This is a genomic window from Streptomyces sp. NPDC086777 (genome assembly GCF_040702065.1).
Lineage (GTDB): Bacteria > Actinomycetota > Actinomycetes > Streptomycetales > Streptomycetaceae > Streptomyces.
Map to the genome: position 1 here is coordinate 32576 of NZ_JBFBJI010000030.1, position 20203 is coordinate 52778.

Genomic DNA, 20203 nt, shown 5'->3' on the forward strand with positions numbered 1-20203 from the left:
CCCGGAGTTCACGCGCCGAAGGCCTTGTCCTTCCCCTTCACCGGCTTGGCGCCGGCGCGGAGGTGGGCCGGGACGAGGTCGATGGCGGGCTCGGAGTAGCCGACGGAAACGATCCTGTCGCCCTCGTATGTGAAAGTTGTCAGGGAGGCGAGGGTGCACTGCCGCCTGCGCGGGTCGTGCCAGAGCCGGCGGTTCTCGACGTACGACCGCAGGATCCAGATCGGCAGCTGATGGCTGACGAGCACGGCCTCGTGCCCGCGGGCCCGGTCCCTGGCCGTGTCCAGGGCGCTCTTCATCCGCACGACCTGGTCGACGTACGGCTCGCCCCAGGACGGCCGGAACGGGTTGACGAGGTACTTCCAGTTGGCGGGCTTCTTCAGCGCCCCGTCACCGACGCCGAAGGTCTTGCCCTGGAAGATGTTCTCGGCCTCGATGAGCCGCTCGTCGGTGGCGAGGTCGAGCCCGTGCGTCTTGGCGATGGGGGTCGCGGTCTCCTGCGCGCGCTCCAGCGGAGAGGCGACGACGTGCGTCACGTCCCGCGACGCGAGGTGCTCGGCGACCCGGTCGGCCATCTGCCGCCCGAGCTCGGAGAGGTGGTAGCCGGGCAGTCTCCCGTACAGCACCCCGTCCGGGTTGGCCACCTCCCCGTGCCGCATCACATGCACGACGGTGATGTCCTGCTGTCCGCTCTTCTCACTCTGCACGCTCATGCTGCCGTGGCCTCCGCGGCCGCTCGGGCCGCCGCCGGGAGGGCGTCGGCGATCTTCTGGATGGCCCGCTCGTCGTGGGCCGTGGAGACGAACCAGGACTCGAAGGACGACGGCGGCAGGTAGACGCCGTCGGAGAGGAGGGAGTGGAAGAAGGCGGTGAACCGGAAGGACTCCTGGCCCCGCGCGTCCTCGTAGTTGCGCACCGGGCGGTTGGTGAAGAAGACGGAGAACATGTTGGAGGCGGTCTGCACCTGGTGCGCGACGCCCTCCTTGTTCAGCGCCTCGCCGACCAGCCCCTGGATCTGCTCCGACACGGCGTCGACCTTGTCGTACGCGGCGTCGTCGAGCAGCCGCAGCTGGGCGAGGCCGGCGGCGGTGGCGACGGGGTTACCGGAGAGGGTGCCGGCCTGGTACACGGGCCCGGCCGGGGCGAGGTGCGCCATGACGTCCGCCCGCCCGCCGAAGGCCGCGGCCGGGAAGCCGCCCCCCATGACCTTCCCGAAGGTCATCAGGTCGGGCACCACCCCGTCGATCCCGAACCACCCGGCCCGGCTGGTCCGGAACCCGGTCATGACCTCGTCGGAGATGTACAGGGCGCCGTTCTCGCGGCAGGCGTTCTTCAGCCCCTGGTTGAACCCGGGCCCCGGCGGCACCACCCCCATGTTCCCCGGCGACGCCTCGGTGATCACGCAGGCGATCTCCCCCGGGTGCCGGTGGAACGCCTCCTGCACCGCCTCCAGGTCGTTGTACGGCAGCACGATCGTGTCGCCGGCCTGCGCACCGGTGACACCGGGGGTGTCGGGGAGCGCGAAGGTGGCGACACCGGACCCGGCGGCGGCCAGCAGGCTGTCGACGTGTCCGTGGTAACACCCGGCGAACTTGATCACCTTGGTGCGCCGGGTGAACCCGCGCGCGAGCCGGATGGCGCTCATCGTGGCCTCGGTCCCGCTGCTGACCAGCCGGACCTGCTCCAGGGGCTCGATCCGCGCGACCATCTCCTCCGCGAGGGCGACCTCGCCCTCACCCGGGGTGCCGAACGAGGTACCGCGGGAGACGGCCTCCTGGACGGCGGCGATGACCTCGGGGTGCGAGTGCCCCAGGATCATGGGCCCCCACGAGCACACGAGATCGACGTACTCGCGCCCGTCGGCGTCCGTCAGGTAGGCCCCCTTGCCGGAGACCATGAAGCGGGGCGTGCCACCGACGGCACGGAAGGCGCGCACCGGCGAGTTCACGCCGCCGGGCGTGACGACGGAGGCGCGGTCGAAGAGCGCCTGTGAGACGGGCGCGTCGTAGGGATAGGGCGTTTCGCTCTGGGCACTCATGACGTGCGACTTCTCCGACTTCTCGGACTCCGGATGCTGGGTGACCTCCTCAGGGTAGGCCGAGGACGGCGGTCTCCTCGCAGCGGAGGACGGCGGTCCCCGCACAGGGCCCGGGGCATCTGCGAGACTGTGACCCGATACACCCAGCTCATCCGGTACGCAGGCGGCCGGAGGCTGTAAAGATCCTGCGGACTGATGTTTCGACGCACGTTTCGGCGGGCGGCCGTGGGGGAGGTCACTGACACGATGATCGGGTTGCGCGGCGGGGGCCACGCGTCCTAGAAAAGCAGTCGGGTGGAGATATGCATCGCGGTGGCGGACTGGGCGAGGGGACCGATGACCTGGGTCCTCGACGCGCCCAACGGGGAAGGCACCGGCGCGACGCGGAGGAATCTGCCGAAGCAGCACGTCAGGAACAGGGCGTACCGAGTGAGTCGGAGCGGCGCGACCGACGTATCGATCAGCGGGACCGCGATCGCAGGGATCGGGACCAGCGGAGCGAGCGGCGGATCGACCGTCTGCAGACCGGGAGCAGGAATGGTGGTCGGGTGGGGGTGACGTACAAATACTTCGGCGCACCGGACGGCGCGACCGCGGCCCGGGTCCCGATCTCGATGCGCCCCGAGGAACTCGGCGGCGACGAGCTCGGCATGAACGGCATGTTCACGAAGATCAAGCCGGAGACGATGGCCGCGATGGTGCTGACGGGCATCGAAGGCGTGCCTCTGCACAAGGTCCCGCCGCTGGAGCTGGTGGTGCTGCACCCCGACTACGCGGTCGTGAAGCTCCCCATGACGGTGGTGGACCCCTTGCGGGGCATAGGCGAGGAAGCGGTCGGCGCGGCCGCCTTCATCTGGTCCACGGTCCCCGACCGGGGCGGCCCGAGGGACGCGTTCAACGTGTACCAGCTGCTGCACGAGTGGCAGGACTTCAGCCACCGGCTGCATGAGGCGGGGCATCAGCCTTATTGCCTGGTGTGGCCCTGAGCTGGGGTTTCATGGTGTGCGGGCGGGGTTTCCGGACCCCGCCCTTTTCATGTGCCGACAGGGGCCATCAGGCGGCCAGGGCACATTGAGGGCACATCGGTTTCTCTGAAGGCACTGATGTGCCCTGGGCTTCGCCGGTTTCCTGGATCTCCGGTTCCGTGAAGGCGTCGTCGATCGCCTTACGGGTGCGGATCTCGCTGGACGGCAGCAGGTGCGTATACGTCCGCAGCGTGAGGCCCGGGTCCGAGTGGCCGAGGTACTCGGAGAGCGCCTTGATGCTCTCTCCCGCGTCCAGGAGCACGGAGGCGTACGCGTGCCGGAGGGCATGCATCCCGTCTTCCGGGGCCGCCTGGAGGTAGCGCGCGCCGCGCTCGCGGGGAGGAATCACGCCAGCGGCGGCCAGAGCGCGCTTCCAGTCGCCCATGTTGAAGACGCTGCGGTTGTAAGCCCGCCCTTTGGTGTCGACGAAGAGAAGGTGGAAGGTCTTCGGCTCATCGTCCGGCTTGGCCCAGGGCAGGGTGACCTCGACCGGCCGGAACTCCTTCATGTGAGCCTTGATGGCTGCGGCGAGCTGGGCCGGCAGGGGCACTGACCGGATCTTGTTGCCCTTGGGCAGGGCGAAGACGGGCTTCGTACCGACGAGCCGTACCTGACGGTTGACGTGTACCCAGCCGCCCTTGAAGTCGATGTCCTCGACTGCGAAGCCGAACACCTCGCCCTGGCGCAGGCCGCAGCCGAAGGCAAGCTTGCCGCCGGCCTGGAAGCGCTTCGGGAGACCGGCGATGACGGCGCGCACGCGCTCCAACGACCAAGGGACGATCTTCTTCTTGGTCGCGGTCGGCAGCTTGACCGACTTCGCCTTGCAGGGGTTCTTCGGCAACAGCCCGTCCTCCACGGCCGCGCCGAGGATGCTGGAGAGGATGTCGAAGATGCCCTCGATCGTCGACACCTCCAGTTCGGTGTCCTGGAGCGTGCGAATCCAACCCTGAATGATCGAGGGCTGGTTGAGGGACCGCAGCTCGCGTCGGCCGAGGTGCTCGACGATGTGGTTGCGGACCGTCGCCTCGTAGCGGAGCGCGGTCGCGTCCGCCGACGTCAGGCTCATGGAACTCAGCCCCTGCGAGTTGCTCCGTCCGGCCAGACCACGTCTACAGGGACGCCCGCCGCTTGTGCTTCCAGGACGGTATCGGCGGTGCCGCCGCCCTTGCCGGTGGGCGGTTCGCCGTTCCATACGGCCACAAGCCGGTCTGCGCGTTCGACGAGGACGGCGTTGGCGGCCTCGTATGCCTGTCGGTTGGCCGTCTCGTGGGGGAGGACGAGGACTTCCCCGGCGGCTTCGACGAGCTGGTCGAAGAGGGCGGCGTGGTCGGGCTTGACCTTGTTCTGGCGGTAGTCCTGGGAGGGGATGACGACGGTCAGGCGTCCTCCCGCAGCAAGGACGGCTTCGGCGAAGAGGGAGTCGGCGCCCTTGGCGATGCAGGAGACGCCGACGAGGTCGCCGTCCTCGGCGTACTGCTTGAGCAGGTCGTCCAGGGCGGTGCGGACCAGAGGGATGCTGTCCTCGGTCAGGTCCATGTGCCCGGTCACCGCGATGGTCGTCACGGTCGTCGTTCTCCTTCTCAGGTCGACAGCAGGTCGCGGATCCTATCGCGGGCCTCGCGCACGGGGCGGGCCACGCTGTTGCCCACGGTGTACGGGTACAGCTCGCCCAGCTGGGCACGGACCCTGTTCGAGCGGGTCCCGCTCGCCGCGTCCACCGCTCGGTGAGCCTCCGCCACGGCGCCGGTCAGGTCGCCGAGCAGGAAGTGGCACTGGGCCAGGCCGATACGGTCGAGGGCATGGCTGCGGCCAGCCTCGGGACCGCGCTGGGCGAGGGCGTGGCGGATCTCTCCGGCTGCGGCTTCGGCGTGTTTCTTCGGGTTCTGGCGGGCGAGTTCGAGGAGCCTGCCGCCGGTGGTGCCGGCGAGTTCCGCCTCGTCGAAGTAGGCGATCCAGTACGGCTCTTCGGCCGACTTGGCATCTGTCAGCGCCTCGGTCGCCTGGTTGGTGGCGCGATGGAAGGCGGCGCTGCGGCCCATCGACGCGTACGCCCACGCCTCCCGGGTGTGGAGCATGGCGCGCACTCTGGGGCCGGCCACCGATCGGGCTCCGTCCTGGGCCAGGCGGACCAGTTCGAGGGCATCCTGGGGCTGCTCCCGGTAGAGCATCTGGCGGGCCATGCCCGCGAGGACGTTGGCGCCGAAGACCATGTCGCCGCCGGCGTGGGAGGCACGCAGGGCCAGGAGGTAGTAGCTCTGGGCTCGGCGCTGGAGGCCGGTGTCCCAGGCCATGGTGGCCGCTGTGCCTGCCAGTTGCGCCATGACCTGGTACAGGCGCCGTTCGACCTTGGGTACCTGGTATTCGTCGAGATGAGCGGCGACCTCACTGAGCTGGCCCAGGACCGCCTTGCGGCGCAGGCCACCGCCGTACTTGTGGTCCCAGGCACGGAAGGCACGAGCGGTGGACTCCAGTTCCTCGACCTCCCGTGTGCCCAGTCGGCCTCGACGGCGCGGCCGTGCGGTGGCGGCCGTTGGCTGGAGCCAGCCCTCCAGCGGATCGAGCAGGGCGGCGCCGGTGATGGCGGCCCCGGCCAGAGCGCGGGTCGCCGCGCGTCGGTCCATCACGAGATCGCTCCTCGTCAGATGTGCGGCCAGGTCCACGGTGGCCTCCGGCCGCCAGGGGACCTCATCGGTATCGGGCCGCTCGCTCTCCGGCTCCGATGCCGGAGTCTCCCGGACCGACCGGGTCTCCCAGGAACGCGGGGCGAGTCCGAGGAGGTGGCCGGGAATCCGGAGCCCGTCGGCGATTCGGCAGACGACCTCGAAGCTGGTGACCTGCTGCTGACCGCTGATGATCGTGGAGACCTTGCCCGGGGTGAGGTGGCAGGCGGAGGCAATACGGTTCTGGGACAGGCCGCCGTACTTCTTGATCAGGGCAAAAGCGGCTGCGAAGTCGTGCTCTGCCAGGGCTCGGCGGACATCCTCGCGTTCAAGGAGGTCGGGAGCGAGCGAGCCGGGGGTGGTGGCGTCCATGGGGCCAACTTCCGGTGTGATCGTAGGCGCGATCAAGCTTCTTACGAAGCCGGGAACGAGTGTATTCCCGCCTCGGTAACACCCGCTGGTCATACCGCAGTTGCCCGCCGCTGGCGACGCTTGGTGAGTGCCTGAACCCCGTCGGTGACCGACCCCGAGGGTTCGGGCGACCGGACTTCAGCGGCGGAGGAGAGCCATGGCCCTGCACTCACATCAGTCCCGCCTGCCCCGGGCGACCTGGGCGAGACGTCTGAGCCAGCCGACGCTGTTCGCGGCCGGCCAGGACTGGGACGCCATCCGCGTCAGGGCCGACATCGGCCTGCGGGCGGTGCGCTTCCTCGTAGCGTCCGACGCTCCCGTGGGACCGGTGCTGCACGACCAGGGCAGCGGCCAGGCGTACTTCCTCACTCCCCCCGGCACCGCAAAGAGATGGCAGCAGGACCAGACCCACGCGCTCGGCGAGGGGTCGTGGGTCGTGCTGGCTCCGCCGGGCTGGGAGGACGGGCTGCTGCGTTGGGTGAGCGATCCGGCTGACGGCCCTGCCTACACGGCAGCCTGCGACCTCATCATCGCGTTGACCGTCGCCGCAGGTGGGGAGTCCAACCGATGATCCTGTGGATCCGGCACACCGAGGGGCGGGCGTGATGGGGCGCGCCGTGGACTGGCTGGCCCGTTTCACAGGACCGCTCCTGATCGTGATCATCTCCGCGTCCTGCGGCTTCGTGATCGGCGTCGCGGTCTCCGCCATCCCGCCATCCCCCTGAACTCCCGCTCTCTGCCAGTGACCGCACTCCCCTTGAACGGCTCTTCCAGCCGCAAGGTCCTGGCAGAGAGCGGGCCGTCAGCCCGGCTGTTTCCGACACGCATCCACTCCAGGAGCGGAAAGCGGACCCGCCATGTACGCGTTCGGCCTCTGCATCGACCGGCACTACCTCACCCCCGGCCTCGCCGTGATCACCGGCTTGGCGGACAGCCTCACCCCAAGCGCCCGCAGGGACGCGGCGCTGCGCGTCCTCACCATCGACCTCACTCCGGCCCACGCGCTCCTCCTCTCCGATCTCGCCAAGCGGGTCGGCTTCGGCTCCTTCGACCTCGCACACCGCTCCCCGCTGTGCGTCTCGCGGATGGCCGACGCCTCGTACATCACGGTCACCACCTATCTGCGGTTCGAGTTCACGGCAGCGTTCGTGCGCCGCCCGTACCTGATCTACGTGGATGCGGACACTCACATCCGCGGTGACCTGACCGCCCCGCTCAACACCCTCGAATCCGGTGAACTCGGCGCGGTGGTCGACGAGTTCAACCCCGCTGTCGGCGAATGCCCGGCTCTGCCCGGCGCCGCGGAACGTTGGCCGCATTTCAAGGGCCACCCCTACTACAACGCCGGTCTGCTGTGGGCCCACACCGCGGACCTGCCCAGCATCCGCGGCGGCGTCGAGCGTGCGCTGATCCGGCAGCGGCGGCACATCCTCCACAACGACCAGGACGCCCTGAACCTGTGGATCCTGCACGCCGGCCGCGTCCGCCCAGTCGACGCCGGCTACAACCGTTTCGAAGTCGGCCGGTTCCTGGAACGCGGCAACTGGGTGCGCCGCGTCGTCACCCGCTCCCTGCGTCCCGACCCGGCCGCACCCGTCATCCACTTCGTGGGCCCGGAGAAACCGTGGCAGGTGGCGTGCCCGCGCACGGACGACGTCCGCGAGTACCGCACTCTCTTACGGCGCGCCCTGCGGCACACCCGCGCGCTGGGCGCCGCCCACCCCGAGCCCGCGGGGCTTCGATGACCAGGCCCCCGCCGATGGTCTCCCGCGCCTGTGCCACCCTTCTGGGCACGCCCGCCCGGACCGCGGAACGGTTGAAGGCGGGTTCACGCACCGCCGTATACCGGGCGGGACTGGCAGATGGCCAGAGCGTGATCGTGAAGCTGTACGCGCCCACCGCCGGCCGCAACGCGATCACCGAAGGCACGGCGATACGAGCTGCCAAGACCGCCGTTCCCGTCCCGAAGGTGCTCGGCTGTGGCACCACCTCCACCGACGGAGCCACCGCGCTCATCACGTCCGACCTCGGCACCTGCACCCTTGGCACCGCCGTACGCACCCGACGCGTCCCGCACACCCAGGCACTCAAGGATCTCGGCGACCTTCTCGGCCGCCTGCACCGGGCGCCGCTCTCGCCGTCGGTCAAGCGACGTCCGTTCGTCGACTTCGTCGCATCGCTGACCCGGCGCTGCCCCGCCGACCTGATGGACCAAATCGCTCCGGCGCTCGCCCTGATCGCCGACAGCCCCGGCACGGCACCGGTGGTGTGGTGCCACGGGGACCTTCACTTCGACAACGTCGTCCTCTCCGGTCCCCGGGACACACGCCATCTGGTCGACTTCACCGACGCCGCCCCCGGCTCGCGGGAGTCGGATGTCGCCCACGCCCTCGTCATGACCGCCGCCCACACGCCGTGGGACCGTGACGCGCTCACCAGCAGCTATCCCCTCGCCCTGAACAGTGCCCGTCTGTCGGCATGGGTGGTCCTGATCACCGTCCGCTGCTGGGCGTATTCCGCTCCCGGCGAGGACGAAGCCTTGTGGCTGGGCCGGCTCGCAGACCTCCCCCACCGAACACCCCACTTCTTCCGCACACCACGCACGGAAAGGACTCCCCGATGACCAGAGCCGCCGGCCTGACCGTCGTCATCCCCGCCCACAACGAAGCCGCGTACCTGCCCCGCTACCTCCCCACCGTCCTCGCCTCCCTCACGAGGTGGGAGGAGAGCAGCGACGAGTGGGGGGAGGTGATCGTGGTCGACAACGCCTCCACCGACACGACCGCCGAGGTGGCCGCATCCTTCGGCGTGCGCGTGATCAGCGAGAGTGTGCGCAGTATCGGGCGGGTCCGCAACAGCGGCGCGGCCGTGGCCGGCGGCCGGCGGTTGTTCTTCACGGACGCCGACGTCGCACTGCCCCTGGAAGCGATCACCGCCGCTGCGGCCGCGATGGACACGGGGGCTGTCGGTGGCGCCATCCCGCCCCTCTACACTCCCAAGCGGCTCGGGGCACGGCTGCTGTGCGCGTACTGGGACCACTACCGAACCGCCCACGGTGGCGCGCAGGGCGTCGCCCAGTTCGCAACCGCCGTGGCTTTCAACAAGGTCGGCGGATACCGAGACGACCTGTTCATGAGCGAGGACGTCGACTTCTTCCATCGCCTGACCGCCCATGGCCGGGCCACCGCCGCCCCGGTCGCGATCTTGGACGAGCTGCGCGTGCGCCCCTCCACCCGCCGCTACGACCAGTGGTCCAGCCTCCGGATGCTGTGGTGGCAGAACCCCCTAACCGCCCGTCTGCGGCTGAGTTCCCCGCGCATGTGGCGCCACTGGTACGAGACCACGGTCCGATGAACCAGAGCCGTACGCCCGTGACGCTGCCGGTGCCGGACGCGGAAGGGATCTACACGTTCCCCGACGACCTCGTCCGCGCTCACGAGGAATGGACCGACCACCTCGTCGAACGCCACCGCGCGCACGACGACCACGTCATCGAGCTGATGACCCCCTATAACGGCCACCCCTACTTCATCGAGCTCCGCCACCCGGCCGGCCGCCCGGTCCTCGTGATCGAGCCGCACCACGACGACTTCGCCCTGTCGGCTTCCGGAACCTTCCTCGCCCACCCCCGCCCGCTCACCGTAGCCACCGTGTTCACCCGGTCCACCAGCGTCCACCCGGCTCTGGAGGACACCTTCACCACCGAGGCCGCTGTATCCCACCTGCGCGAACGGGAAGGCGCCGCCGCACTTGCCCCGCTGGCTGCCGAGCGCGTCCTGCTCGGGCACAAGGACGCCGAGCCGCCGTACCGGCCCTACAGCCACGACCGCCTGGAACGGATCACCCACGAACTCCACGAAGTCATCGACGCCCATCCCGACGCCGAACTCCTCGCCCCGGCCGCCGTCACCCGGCACCCCGACCACCTCCTCGTGCACCACGCCGCCGTACGCCTGGGATGCCGATGGTTCTGGGAAGACCTCGCGTTCTGGTCCACCTACGCGCTCGCCGGATGCGACCAGTACCTCTTCCGCGCCCGCACCGGCCTGCCCCTGCCCACCGAACTGGTCGACATCACCGACGTGGTCCTCGACAAGACCACCGTCCTACGGATGCACGGCTCGCAGATGCACCCGGCGCGGAAGATGTACCGGCCCATCCGGCATGCCTGGACCACCGCCACCGCTCTCCCGGCCGGCACTGGAACGTACGCGGAACGCTTCTACCGGACGGAGTCGCCATGAAGATCGTCGCTGTCGAAGGACCCTCGTATGCGGGAAAGTCCACGGCGATAGAGCATCTGCGCAGCCGTGGCATCGAGAGGCGGGCATTCGTATCGGATTGCTACGTCCGCCAGATCGCCCGCCGCGACGAGATCCCCCCGGCCCGCACCGAATCCGCGGTCGCGCAGCTCGCCGCCTTCGAGAAGTTCATGGCCATCGAGAACACCCGCGTCCGAGCGGCCCTCGCCAGCGCCAAACCCGTGGCCGTCCTCGACCGTTCCGTCGACACCCTGCTGGCCCACGCCCACGCCCTCGACGCCCTGTACGGCTACGACGTCCACGACCAACTCCGCGACCGCCTCCAGGAACTCCCATTCCTACGCCCCGACCACACCCTCTACCTCGACGTACCCGCCGAAGCGCTGAACCTGCGCCGCAAACTGGCCGGGCACACGGCAACGGAATCGGACTACTTCCTTCACGATCCGTCGTTCCTCATCCATACCCGGGACTACTTCGTCTCCAGAGCACGACCGGCGGTGTCACGGGAGGTCATCGTCGTCCGGGCCGACACCGACCCTGCCAACGTCGCGCACGCGGTGGAATCCCTCGTCACGTTCTGGGCGAGGTGACCGGCCGATGCCCACCGCCCTCTTCGCCTGGCGGCGTACTCCGCCCCCGCTCCTCATGGGCGGGGCCGAGGTCACCCAACAACTGCTCGCGGAAGAATTCGCCGCAGCCGGCTGGCGGACCGTTTACCTCGGCTCCCACCAAGCACCCTGGGACCAGACAACGCAGCTCCCCCGGATACGAGCCTTCCTCGACTCCCACCACACCCCCTACGAGGAGACACGGGGCGACCTGCGCTACCAGTGGAAGAAGGTGGACTGCATCGCCGTACCGCAGCACCGGACGGCATCGACCCTCCACAGCCTGCTGTCCGGACTGCGGCCCGACGTCGTGTTCACCTCGCAGGAAGGCGCGGCCGACCTCGCCGCACAAGCCCGGACCACCGCACTCGTCGCGGGCATCCTGCACTCCGTGTCCAAGACCGGACTCGGGGTCCTCGCCGGCCACCCGCACCACGGCCTTGCCGTCTCCGAATTCGTCCGCCGACGGGCGCCGCAGACCGAGGGAACCCGACTCGCCGTCCTCTACCCGCCGTTCGTACCACCGCTGCCTGGTTCCCACGTGGCACGAACCGGGTCGGTACTCATGATCAACCCGATCCCCGCGAAGGGTTCCGACCTCCTGCACCAGCTCATCCGGATCATGCCGGAACAGCGCTTCACCCTGATCGAAGGCTGGTGGAACACCGCAGACCAGTTCACCGCCTACCCCAACGTGACCTACGTCCCCCGGGTCTACGATATGAGCCCCCTCTACCGCGGTCACCGACTTCTGCTGGTGCCATCCACGGTGGAAGACGCGTTCCCCCGGGTGATCGTCGAAGCCGCACTACACGGGACACCCAGCATCGGATCGGACCGCGGTGGCATCCCCGAAGCGATCGGCTCGGCCGGAATCGTCCTGCCGCACACGGCGGGAGCGCAGGTATGGGCAGACACCATCCGCGCCGCCGACCACCAGACTCTGGGAGAGCAAGCCCGCTTGCAGGCGGCACGTCTTGCCCGACCACGGCTGCCAGACCTCGAAGCCGCGGGCATCTACCCGGCGAACACGTCCTCGACCTGATCCAGCCGCTCCGTCCACCAGCACAAGAGCGCCTCATCCGCGGTGAACAGGTCATCACAGGAGAAGTCACCACGGTCGTAGTGGAACTCCAACTGCCAGAAGTCCGTCATCCGCTTCCACCACAGCCTGCGGACACCATCCGCGAGCGCGGAGTCCTCCAGCGGCATCACAGACCGGTACCCGCCGACGAACGCCGAGACGCGGGCGAGGTCAAACACCCCGTCCACCCCGAACTGCACCTGAGCCGTCCGCACGACCTCTTCCGCATACGGGCGCACACCAACCCGGTCCCAGTCCAGGACAGCTACAAGCTCCTCGCCCTCCCACAACAGGTTCCGGTATTGGACGTCACCGTGCGTCCACCCGTGCGCGCCTTCGGGCGTCGCGTGCTGTGGCCGAAGGTCGGAGTGCTCGGCGATCAGCGTTCGACGGTGGTCGAGAGCCGCTGCTGCCGCCACATCGAAGGCCCCGGCGCCCCCTTCGGCGGCTCTCGACAGCCGGTGCGACTTCTCGACCGCTCGCTGCGGCGACGTGACGTCCGCGGTGACCGTGTCGGGCACAGCAGGCAGCAGGCCCTGACCACAAACCCGGCCCAGGCTCACGTGCAAACGCCCTAGGTGGGCACCCAACGAGGCCGCCTGAGGCAGGCTGAGATCGACGCCCCGGACATGAGCGCCTGCCGCCCACGGGAACAGGCACCACATGCCGCCATCAACCTCAGCGACCAGCGAGCCGACAGTGGTGGTGACGGGGGCACTGACCGGGATGCCGTCCTCGGCCAGCGCGGAAAGGACACCGAGGTTGCGGATCAGCCGGTCAAGGGGCACGTCAGTGACCCGCTTGAGGGCGAATGCCCCGGCCGACGTGTCCACCCTCCAGTTCACGTTCATCAGCCCATCGGCGAGGTACCGGCGTTCCCGCACCTCTCCGAGGCCAAAGGCGCCGGCCAACACGACGAGAGTGCTGCTGGGGATGTCAGTCCGGTCGGCCACGGTGGCATCAGTCACTCGGAAGACGATACGTGAGCGCCGCCTACCGAGACACGAGGATCACATGCTTCATCCCCACCTGCACCATAAGTCGGATTCAGCGCTCGGGCTCGGGGGTCGGCAATGCGTCAGCCACCGAGAAGGACTCCTGACGACAACGACCAGAAAGGCCCCACCAGGGCGACGCCGAGCAGGCCACGGTCACCGCCGCCGAGTCTTCACGATCATGGACAGCTGTCCCCTGCCCGGCCGCATGCGCACGCTCATCGGCGACTTCCACCGAGGGCTCTTCGTCCGGACCCACCGACCAGATGGACGACCCCTTCCATCAGCGCTTCGCCTGGTTCGTCGACCACTGGAGCGGCATGGGCGGCTTCTCCGTCGTAGTGGCCTACGACGGAGATGAACCGGCCGGCTTCGCCTAAAGCGCCTCCTCACCACTGGCCGCGATTGGTGGCGCTCCACCGCCTACGAGCCGAACAACGGCTACACCTCCACCTACGGGTTCTCCGAAGTGATGGTGCACCCCCCGCTGACGCACATAGGGACTCTCCGAACGACTTCACGAAGCACTGCTCAAGGAACGTACGGAAGACCTCGCCGTGCTGCTGGTCGACGTGACCCACCCCAAGGTGCAAAAGCTCTACGAGACATGGGAAAACACCAAAGCCGGAGAGCAGCAGCCGTTCGCCGACTCACCGGTGTACGCCGTCACGATCAAAGACCTCCGGGACTGAGTCACGCTCACAGCGCGACAAGGCGGCTGTCGAACCCAGCGCGCACAAGTCGCTCGTAAGCGTCATAGACGTCCCCCGGTACGACCTGTTCGACGGCGAAGCCAAGCTTCGGGTACTCGACCACCCGCTGCAGATCGCCGACGAGCATGTCGACGACCAGCTTCTCGTCGCCGATGGACTTGATGTAATCCTCCAGTTCCAGCGGCTCGGAGGCGCACACGACCTCCACCTCCGGCCACAGCTTGCGGCAGGTCGCGTACGAGCGGCGCTCCATGTAGGGCTTGGAGATCAGCAGCAGCGAGTCGACCGTGACGCCTGCGTCGGCCAACAGCTCGCGGGAGAAGGCGATGTTCTGGCCGGTGTTGGCCGCCTTCGACTCGACCAGGATCACTCCGTCCGGCACGCCCAGGCTCAGGGCGTGCTCGCGGTAGTGCACGGCCTCGCCGCACGGGAAGCGGGCACGCGTGGTGGGGCTGTTGCCGCCGCTGAAGACAACGACCGGGAAATGGCCGGCGCGGTAGAGTCCGGCAGCTGTGGTGGCGACACCGAGGTCGTGACTGCCCAGCCCGATGGCCGCCGAGCAATGCCGCGGGGTGTGTCCCATCTGGTGGTAGTTCCAGATCAACTTCGCGTCGTGGAACTGCGCATTGGTCATCTGACACTGCTGGTGCTCCGACACCGACGCCTCCTCGGGTGATAACTACCCACAACATTCCATCAGCGCTTGGCGTACGCCGCGCTCAGGACACTGGCGCCGACAGATATGCCTGCGAGATCCCGAACAGTGCTGGACACCCACCCAGTTCTCCGGCTAATACAGACCCTGCTCCTTGACGATCCCAGTAAATACGTAAATATCGTGCACCAATATGACCTTCACCCATACCCTCAAGCCGTGACAACCACAACTGAGGAAGATCAATACCTCAGACGGATCCTTGCACTGCTGGACAGCGCCAGGCCGTACGAGAACCTCACCCAGTCCGACTCCAAGCAGTGGCAGGTCCAGCCCGGTAGCGCCCTCGCCGGCGACGACGCCAAGACCGACCCCTACCAGGTGTCCCACAACGCCTGGATCGCCCTGACCGTGGCGGTGGACCATCTCCACTGCTTCCGCTCCACGTTCGTGAGCGCCCCACAGAACAACTCGGTGTCGGTCACGCTCCACACCCACGGGCAGTACTCGTTGCTGCGCTGCGCCTTCGAGAACAGCGCCCGCGCGGTGTGGATGCTCGGCCCTGCCCACCCCCTCGTACGCGTCCAGCGCCGACTGTCCATGCAGGCCGGCGAGCACAAGAACTCAGACCGCATGAACTCCCTACTTCAACGGCAGCCCAGGCGGCCGCTCGACGTACGGATGCAGCAGCTGACGGACCTGGTAGTGAAGGCGGGAACGGATCCAGCGGACGCAAAGAAGGTCCTCAAGCCGTCCACATACTCAGAGATCGTTCGCGAGGCGGGCGCCTTGACTCCCATGGGCGCTGCTCAGGCTGAGGTCGTCTGGAGCGGCTGCAGTTCGCTGGCCCACGGCGACACTTACGGCACCCTGAGCATCCTGGAGCGCGACATCGTGGCCACGCAGGGGCGCCTGAACCTCGCCCAGATCACCAGCTCCCCCAAGGTGCTGTTCTGGGCCACGGACCGCACCGTCGCGATGATGCAGCACGGCTTCGACCTGTTCAAACAACGAGCGACCTGCCACCGCTGACGGTCCCGGAACCCCGCATCGCCACACCATTGCGCCCGCCGTGCGCAATGTCCCGCACAGAAGAAAGCCGAACCATGGACGGATCAACAGCCGTTCGAGTGGGTCTACGGCACCGCCGTACGAGCCTGGTGGACAAGACCAAGCTCAAGGAGTCCTCGTCCAGAAGGAAGACGTTCGCCGCTGCGCTGCAGCAGTTCGAGGAGCAGATGAACGCGGCGAAAGTCGTCTCCGCCGCCACCCGGCCCATCAACCTGTACTACGGCCTCGTGCAGGCCGGCCTCGCGATGACCGCGGCCCATGCACCAGGGCGATTCACCTTCGACAAGCACGGCTTGAAGATCCTCGACATGGAGCAGAACATCCCCGACGTGGCTGTCAGGCCCGACGGCGAAGGCGCCTTCCAGGCGGTGTCCGACGCCACAGGATCCGAGCGGACGGCGGCTGCGATCAGCGTCGGGGCCTTGTGGAACTCGATTCCCGAACTCACTGAGGCGCCCCTTGACGGGATGATGAGCGACCCGGCGATCATGTTCCTCGCCGATAGCCAACCAGCCTTGCGGGGCGACTGGGAAAGCTGGAGCGGCGACACCGCGCCGCCGATCGAGTACCTGCGCGCCACGGTCTGTGTGAACGACGAGACGCCCTCGGGGGCAGACAGGAAGGCATGGTTGGCGTCATTCCTGCCGAAGTACCCAGGTCTGCACGACGCACGTCTCTGGGGCAGTGAGCAGGATGCCTTCACGGAGATCCGTCCTGGGCGCTTTTCCGTTGACATCTGTTGGCCTGCCCCCGAGCGGGGGATGGCGGAGGCTGAAGTCGACAGCTTCTTCGACAGCAGGGCTCCCGCCTACCGCTTCAGCGCGGACCGTTTCGTACGACCGTCTTTCGAGCCCACCAAGACTCCTCTGACTCCCCTCATGTCCTGGTGGCTGATCCTCTACAGCTTCTCGATGCCGGCCCGGTACCAGCCCCGAAAGTGGTCCGAGGCCCTGGACGTCGACAAGTCCAAAAGCGCCGCCGCCCTTGAGTACGCCGTGGACATCGCCCTCGAAGTCGTCCCCCATCTCGTCCTTGAGGGGCTGGATCAGGAGCCGTTGTTGCTCGCGAAACCGATGGCGTTCTGAAGCCGCCAGGGCACATCCAGGGCACATGAGCCCGGGAAACGGCGTTGACCCGTGAGAACTACGGAGATGAGTTTCCCCAGGTCAACGCATAGTCCCCTGTGAAACCCCAGGTCAGCCCCCTCCCGCCCCCAATCGCTGCACGAGTGGCAGGACTTCAGCCCCCGGCTGCATGAGGCGGGGCATCAGCCTTATTGCCTGGTGTGGCCCTGAGCTGGGGTTCGTGCGGATCGGGCGGGGTCTTCGGGCCTCGCCTTTTTTGGTGGCGGGGACGACGGGCCGCACGAGCCGGGTTCCTGACGGACCCCGCCCGGTCCGTCACTCGTAGCGGTACGTGAGCGAGTCCGCCTCCGCCTGCTCGATGTCGGCGATCGTCAGCTCCGGCATCCGCAGCTGGGCCAGCGTCACCTCGGCCGAGGTCGGCTGGGCGTCCACCGGCAGCCACTGCTCCGGCTTCCAGGCGCCGCTGCGCAGCAGCGACTTGGGGCAGTGCGGGTAGACCTCCTCGATCCCCACCACCAGCGCACTGGCCGGCGGCTTGCCCACCGCCGTCAGCTGCGACAGCAGTTCCGGGCGGGTGGAGACGCAGGCCCGGCCGTTCACCCTGAGCGTCGTGGTGCGCCCCGGGACGACGAACAGCAGCCCGGCCCGTCCGGTGGCGACGACGTTCTGCAGGGTGTCCAGACGCTTGTTGCCGGTCGCGTCCGGTATCGCCACCGTCCGAGCGTCCAGGACGGCGACGAACCCGGCGGGCCCGCCGCGCGGGGAGACGTCGCAGTTGCCCTCGGCGTCCGCGCTCGCGACCAGCACCAGGGACGAGCAGCCGATCAACCGCCGCGTCTGCTCGGTGAGTTCGGTCATCTGCTTGCGTACGGCCGCGTCGCCGGGAAGCGCGTAGACCCGGCGCAGCGCCTCCGGGTCGGGCACGGCGTCGAGACGGAGCGAGTCGAAGGCACTGCCGGCAAGGGATGTCGTCATGCTGCCGACCCTAGAGCCACGACGGCCGGCCACGGCGGTCGGCCGTACCCGGCAGCCGCACCGGCCGCACGCCGGCTCAGCGGACGCGGGCCACCCCCGCGTAGATGCCGCTGCCCTCCGGTTCCGGGGCCTGGGTGCCGGCGAACCACTCCGTCGCCGTGACCAGGCCGGGGCCGGCCAGGTCCAGGCCGTCGAAGAAGCGTTCCACCTCGGGGCGGGTGCGGAAGGCGAGCCTGATGCCGCCCCTGGCGTACTCGGCGACGACCTGTTCGACCAGTTCCGGGTACAGGTCGGACGCGGCGTGCGAGAGGATCAGGTAGCTGCCCGACGGCAGCGTGTCGACCAGGGCGCGGACGATCCCGTGGGCGCCCTGCTCGTCGCTGATGAAGTGCATCAGGGCGATGAGGGAGAGGGCGATCGGGCGGTCGAAGTCCAGGACGTGCCGGGCGTGCCGGACGATCGCCTGCGGGTCGCGCACGTCGGCCTGGATGTAGTCGGTCGCTCCCTCGGGGCGGCTGATCAGCAGCGCCTCGGCGTGCCGGAGGACGATCGGGTCGTTGTCGGTGTAGACGACCTTGGCCGACGGCACGAGGTTCTGGACTATCTGGTGCAGGTTCGGCTCGGTGGGGATGCCGGTGCCGATGTCCAGGAACTGGTCGATGCCCTGCCCGGCCAGCCACGCGGCCGCCCGGTGCATGAACTGGCGGTTCTGCCGGGCGGCGTCCCTCGCCTCGGGCGGCAGCTTCTCACCGACCGCCTCGTCGACGGGGTAGTTGTCCTTGCCGCCGAGCAGCCAGTCGTAGACCCGCGCGGGGTGTGCCCTGCTGGTGTCCAGCGGCAGGGGTGGCTGTGGGCTGGTCGTCATGGCAACTCCATCGCGCCGGGGAGACGGTGAGAGACCGAGGTCGTGGTGATCGTACTCGGGTGTCCATCTGCCCTGCGCCTGGGGCGACTTGGTCACGGCACGGCGGACGGGCCGGTCAGAGGTCCAGCAGTTCCTCGTGGAAGCCACCGAACTGCCCTTCCGGGGTGAGGAGATGGATCTCCAGGATCCAGTGGCAGGCACGGCCTGCCTTGTCGGTGCGGCGCAGCGGGGTGTCGTTGCCGGGCGTGATGTACGACTCGACGTCGGCGCCGTCGATCGTCTCGTGCGGGAACTCGCCGACCAGGTGCCCGGCGTGCCAGCCGCCCAGCTCCCAGCCGGCCTCCGCCGCGAGGCGGGCGACCTCGGCGTACAGCCGCGCACCCGTGATCTCCGGGTCGGCCTCGAAGCACCGCCGGCCGGCCGCGAACACCCGGGGGAGGTCGGCGCGGAGCCGGTGCTTGACCGGGTCGTCGCCGAGGACGAAGGTACGGCCGAAGTCGGCCTCGTACTCCTCGAAGATCGGCCCGAAGTCGGCGAAGACGATGTCGTCCGCGGCGATCACCCGGTCCGGCGGGTTCTCCCGGTACGGCAACACGGTGTTCGGACCGGAGCGCACGATCCGCTTGTGCCAGTGCCGGGTCGTGCCGAACATCTCGTTCGCCAGGTCCCGGATCCGGTCGCTGACCGCCCGCTCCCCCTCACCGGCCGCGACGAGCCCGCGCTCCTCGATCTCCGCGAACAGGCGTACGGCCTTGTCCTGGGCTTCGAGCAGGCGTGCCGCGCGCGTGGGTTCGTCATCCGCCATGGGCCGAACCCAATCAGCTCCGGCCGTCCCGGGCAACGGGGTTCCGCAGGGCCGTGGCCAGCCGAAGGCTCTCCTCGACGGCGTGCGGGATGTCGGTGACCGGGAAGAGCGCGTGCCGTACGGTCCGTTCCGCGTCGACGACGAGGATCAGGCGCTTGTGCCGCAGCCGCCCGGCGCCGCGGAAGACCGGCAGCCGCAGGGCCGCGGCCAGCTGGTGGGCGGCGTCCGAGAGGAGCGGGTACGGGAGCTGCTCGGCGCGCGCGAACTCCGCCAGCTCGTCGGGGAGTTGGGTGCTCGTGCCGCGTACGGCCACGCCCGCGCGGTGGAAGTCGGGCCAGGCGTCGCGGAAGAGGCGGTTCTCCAGGGTGCAGCCGGCGGCTCCGGGGATCGGGCCCCATTCGACGCCGGTGCCGGGGTAGGCGAACAGCACGGTGGCGGGGGCGTCCGGGGAGATCACGGGAACGTCCGCCCCCTCGGCGCCGGCGCCGGCCGCCGCCGTCGCGGGCAGGCGCAGGCCGTCCGGGAGGCGGCTGCCCGGCAGGGCGTGGACGCGGGCGTGTTCGGCGCCGTCGGCCTCCGCCGTCGCGGTGAGCGTGCCGTCGCCGAGGGCCCACCGGTCGCCCCAGTCCTGCATGGCGACGAGCACCGGGAGCAGGGCCGTACCGGCGTCGGTGAGCAGGTACTCGTAGCGCACCGGGCGCCGCTGGTAGAGAGCGCGCCGCAGGACGCCCTGGGCGACCAGTGCGCCGAGCCGCTCGGTGAGCACCTTCCGGGACAGGCCGATCTCGGCGGCCAGGGCGTCGAACCTGACGTGTCCGCGGGCGACCTCCCGCAGCACCAGCACGTTCCACCAGTCGCCCAGAACCAGCGCGGCCCGGGCGACGCCACACGTCTCGTCGGCGTTGTGCATCCTCATGCGGCCATAGTAAGTTCCCTTTCGGGACTCACTTT

22 protein-coding genes are annotated in these 20203 nt (G+C 68.9%); 11 read left to right on the plus strand and 11 right to left on the minus strand.

The window, feature by feature from the left end; genetic code table 11:
- Positions 1 to 8: 8 nt before the first annotated feature.
- Both AB0472_RS33365 and hemL read right to left on the minus strand, forming a co-directional pair.
- Positions 9 to 710: a histidine phosphatase family protein gene (locus AB0472_RS33365; RefSeq protein WP_366362026.1), complete on the minus strand. Its 702-nt coding sequence runs from the start codon at positions 708 to 710 to the stop codon at positions 9 to 11.
- Positions 707 to 2035 carry a glutamate-1-semialdehyde 2,1-aminomutase gene (hemL, locus tag AB0472_RS33370; protein WP_366362028.1) on the minus strand — a complete coding sequence of 443 codons (1329 nt, stop codon included), beginning with the start codon at positions 2033 to 2035 and terminating at the stop codon, positions 707 to 709. The genes AB0472_RS33365 and hemL overlap by 4 nt, the downstream gene beginning before the upstream one ends.
- Positions 2036 to 2337: 302 nt before the next feature.
- Between hemL and AB0472_RS33375 the strand changes: the two genes are divergently transcribed.
- Entirely contained in the window at positions 2338 to 3021 is a 684-nt protein-coding gene (locus AB0472_RS33375; RefSeq protein ID WP_366362030.1) for a hypothetical protein, read from the plus strand.
- Between the two features lie 67 nt (positions 3022 to 3088).
- On the opposite strand, the gene AB0472_RS33380 is transcribed toward AB0472_RS33375, so the two are convergent.
- From AB0472_RS33380 to AB0472_RS33390, 3 genes are read right to left on the minus strand one after another with little or no spacing between them, the layout of a single operon-like run.
- Positions 3089 to 4126, minus strand: a complete 1038-nt coding sequence (locus AB0472_RS33380; protein WP_366362032.1) for a site-specific integrase — start codon at positions 4124 to 4126, stop codon at positions 3089 to 3091.
- Between the two features lie 5 nt (positions 4127 to 4131).
- Positions 4132 to 4623 carry a hypothetical protein gene (locus tag AB0472_RS33385; protein ID WP_366362034.1) on the minus strand — a complete coding sequence of 164 codons (492 nt, stop codon included), beginning with the start codon at positions 4621 to 4623 and terminating at the stop codon, positions 4132 to 4134.
- A gap of 17 nt (positions 4624 to 4640) precedes the next feature.
- A complete protein-coding gene (locus AB0472_RS33390; RefSeq protein WP_366362036.1) occupies positions 4641 to 6092 on the minus strand; it encodes a helix-turn-helix domain-containing protein in 1452 nt (483 codons plus the stop codon).
- A 196-nt stretch (positions 6093 to 6288) separates the two neighbouring features.
- Between AB0472_RS33390 and AB0472_RS33395 the strand changes: the two genes are divergently transcribed.
- The 7 genes from AB0472_RS33395 (at position 6289) to AB0472_RS33425 (ending at position 12049) form a co-directional block, all read left to right on the plus strand.
- Positions 6289 to 6702 (plus strand): hypothetical protein, encoded by a 414-nt coding sequence (locus tag AB0472_RS33395; RefSeq protein ID WP_366362038.1) that lies wholly within the window; start codon positions 6289 to 6291, stop codon positions 6700 to 6702.
- Between the two features lie 286 nt (positions 6703 to 6988).
- Positions 6989 to 7876 carry a glycosyltransferase gene (locus AB0472_RS33400; protein ID WP_366362040.1) on the plus strand — a complete coding sequence of 296 codons (888 nt, stop codon included), beginning with the start codon at positions 6989 to 6991 and terminating at the stop codon, positions 7874 to 7876.
- 14 nt (positions 7877 to 7890) lie between these two features.
- Positions 7891 to 8754: a phosphotransferase gene (locus AB0472_RS33405; RefSeq protein ID WP_366362145.1), complete on the plus strand. Its 864-nt coding sequence runs from the start codon at positions 7891 to 7893 to the stop codon at positions 8752 to 8754.
- On the plus strand, positions 8751 to 9485 hold the full coding sequence (locus AB0472_RS33410) for a glycosyltransferase (RefSeq protein WP_366362042.1): 735 nt from the start codon (positions 8751 to 8753) through the stop codon (positions 9483 to 9485). The genes AB0472_RS33405 and AB0472_RS33410 overlap by 4 nt, the downstream gene beginning before the upstream one ends.
- Positions 9482 to 10375, plus strand: coding sequence for a PIG-L family deacetylase (locus tag AB0472_RS33415; RefSeq protein WP_366362044.1), 894 nt, complete (start codon positions 9482 to 9484; stop codon positions 10373 to 10375). The genes AB0472_RS33410 and AB0472_RS33415 overlap by 4 nt, the downstream gene beginning before the upstream one ends.
- Positions 10372 to 10986, plus strand: a complete 615-nt coding sequence (locus tag AB0472_RS33420; protein ID WP_366362046.1) for a hypothetical protein — start codon at positions 10372 to 10374, stop codon at positions 10984 to 10986. The genes AB0472_RS33415 and AB0472_RS33420 overlap by 4 nt, the downstream gene beginning before the upstream one ends.
- A gap of 7 nt (positions 10987 to 10993) precedes the next feature.
- Positions 10994 to 12049, plus strand: coding sequence for a glycosyltransferase (locus AB0472_RS33425; protein ID WP_366362048.1), 1056 nt, complete (start codon positions 10994 to 10996; stop codon positions 12047 to 12049).
- Here AB0472_RS33425 and AB0472_RS33430 read toward each other — a convergent pair.
- Positions 12022 to 13056 carry a phosphotransferase gene (locus tag AB0472_RS33430; RefSeq protein ID WP_366362050.1) on the minus strand — a complete coding sequence of 345 codons (1035 nt, stop codon included), beginning with the start codon at positions 13054 to 13056 and terminating at the stop codon, positions 12022 to 12024. The genes AB0472_RS33425 and AB0472_RS33430 overlap by 28 nt on opposite strands.
- A 584-nt stretch (positions 13057 to 13640) precedes the next feature.
- Here AB0472_RS33430 and AB0472_RS33435 point away from each other — a divergent pair.
- On the plus strand, positions 13641 to 13775 hold the full coding sequence (locus AB0472_RS33435) for a hypothetical protein (RefSeq protein WP_366362052.1): 135 nt from the start codon (positions 13641 to 13643) through the stop codon (positions 13773 to 13775).
- 7 nt (positions 13776 to 13782) lie between these two features.
- Here the strand turns inward: AB0472_RS33435 and AB0472_RS33440 are convergent, their stop codons facing one another.
- Complete coding sequence (locus AB0472_RS33440; RefSeq protein WP_366362147.1) at positions 13783 to 14430, minus strand: YdcF family protein; 648 nt, start codon at positions 14428 to 14430, stop codon at positions 13783 to 13785.
- A 240-nt stretch (positions 14431 to 14670) separates the two neighbouring features.
- Between AB0472_RS33440 and AB0472_RS33445 the strand changes: the two genes are divergently transcribed.
- Positions 14671 to 15483: a hypothetical protein gene (locus AB0472_RS33445; RefSeq protein WP_366362054.1), complete on the plus strand. Its 813-nt coding sequence runs from the start codon at positions 14671 to 14673 to the stop codon at positions 15481 to 15483.
- Positions 15484 to 15611: 128 nt separating this feature from the next.
- The gene (locus AB0472_RS33450) at positions 15612 to 16607 is read left to right on the plus strand and encodes a hypothetical protein (protein ID WP_366362056.1); all 996 of its coding nucleotides are present in this window, start codon (positions 15612 to 15614) and stop codon (positions 16605 to 16607) included.
- A gap of 315 nt (positions 16608 to 16922) precedes the next feature.
- Here the strand turns inward: AB0472_RS33450 and AB0472_RS33455 are convergent, their stop codons facing one another.
- The 4 genes from AB0472_RS33455 to AB0472_RS33470 form a co-directional block, all read right to left on the minus strand.
- Positions 16923 to 17582 carry an MSMEG_1061 family FMN-dependent PPOX-type flavoprotein gene (locus AB0472_RS33455; RefSeq protein ID WP_366362058.1) on the minus strand — a complete coding sequence of 220 codons (660 nt, stop codon included), beginning with the start codon at positions 17580 to 17582 and terminating at the stop codon, positions 16923 to 16925.
- Between the two features lie 76 nt (positions 17583 to 17658).
- Positions 17659 to 18447: an SAM-dependent methyltransferase gene (locus tag AB0472_RS33460; RefSeq protein WP_366362060.1), complete on the minus strand. Its 789-nt coding sequence runs from the start codon at positions 18445 to 18447 to the stop codon at positions 17659 to 17661.
- A gap of 115 nt (positions 18448 to 18562) precedes the next feature.
- A complete protein-coding gene (locus AB0472_RS33465) occupies positions 18563 to 19252 on the minus strand; it encodes a M24 family metallopeptidase (protein WP_366362062.1) in 690 nt (229 codons plus the stop codon).
- Between the two features lie 13 nt (positions 19253 to 19265).
- Positions 19266 to 20168, minus strand: coding sequence for a winged helix-turn-helix transcriptional regulator (locus tag AB0472_RS33470; protein ID WP_366362064.1), 903 nt, complete (start codon positions 20166 to 20168; stop codon positions 19266 to 19268).
- Positions 20169 to 20203: the final 35 nt, after the last annotated feature.

Coding starts and splice junctions, on each gene's coding strand:
- AB0472_RS33365 (WP_366362026.1), bottom strand. CDS start 710: ATGAGCGTGCAGAGTGAGAAGAGCGGACAGCAGGACATCACCGTCGTG.
- hemL (WP_366362028.1), bottom strand. CDS start 2,035: ATGAGTGCCCAGAGCGAAACGCCCTATCCCTACGACGCGCCCGTCTCA.
- AB0472_RS33375 (WP_366362030.1), top strand. CDS start 2,338: ATGCATCGCGGTGGCGGACTGGGCGAGGGGACCGATGACCTGGGTCCT.
- AB0472_RS33380 (WP_366362032.1), bottom strand. CDS start 4,126: ATGAGCCTGACGTCGGCGGACGCGACCGCGCTCCGCTACGAGGCGACG.
- AB0472_RS33390 (WP_366362036.1), bottom strand. CDS start 6,092: ATGGACGCCACCACCCCCGGCTCGCTCGCTCCCGACCTCCTTGAACGC.
- AB0472_RS33395 (WP_366362038.1), top strand. CDS start 6,289: ATGGCCCTGCACTCACATCAGTCCCGCCTGCCCCGGGCGACCTGGGCG.
- AB0472_RS33400 (WP_366362040.1), top strand. CDS start 6,989: ATGTACGCGTTCGGCCTCTGCATCGACCGGCACTACCTCACCCCCGGC.
- AB0472_RS33405 (WP_366362145.1), top strand. CDS start 7,891: ATGGTCTCCCGCGCCTGTGCCACCCTTCTGGGCACGCCCGCCCGGACC.
- AB0472_RS33410 (WP_366362042.1), top strand. CDS start 8,751: ATGACCAGAGCCGCCGGCCTGACCGTCGTCATCCCCGCCCACAACGAA.
- AB0472_RS33415 (WP_366362044.1), top strand. CDS start 9,482: ATGAACCAGAGCCGTACGCCCGTGACGCTGCCGGTGCCGGACGCGGAA.
- AB0472_RS33420 (WP_366362046.1), top strand. CDS start 10,372: ATGAAGATCGTCGCTGTCGAAGGACCCTCGTATGCGGGAAAGTCCACG.
- AB0472_RS33425 (WP_366362048.1), top strand. CDS start 10,994: ATGCCCACCGCCCTCTTCGCCTGGCGGCGTACTCCGCCCCCGCTCCTC.
- AB0472_RS33440 (WP_366362147.1), bottom strand. CDS start 14,430: ATGACCAATGCGCAGTTCCACGACGCGAAGTTGATCTGGAACTACCAC.
- AB0472_RS33455 (WP_366362058.1), bottom strand. CDS start 17,582: ATGACGACATCCCTTGCCGGCAGTGCCTTCGACTCGCTCCGTCTCGAC.
- AB0472_RS33460 (WP_366362060.1), bottom strand. CDS start 18,447: ATGACGACCAGCCCACAGCCACCCCTGCCGCTGGACACCAGCAGGGCA.
- AB0472_RS33465 (WP_366362062.1), bottom strand. CDS start 19,252: ATGGCGGATGACGAACCCACGCGCGCGGCACGCCTGCTCGAAGCCCAG.
- AB0472_RS33470 (WP_366362064.1), bottom strand. CDS start 20,168: ATGAGGATGCACAACGCCGACGAGACGTGTGGCGTCGCCCGGGCCGCG.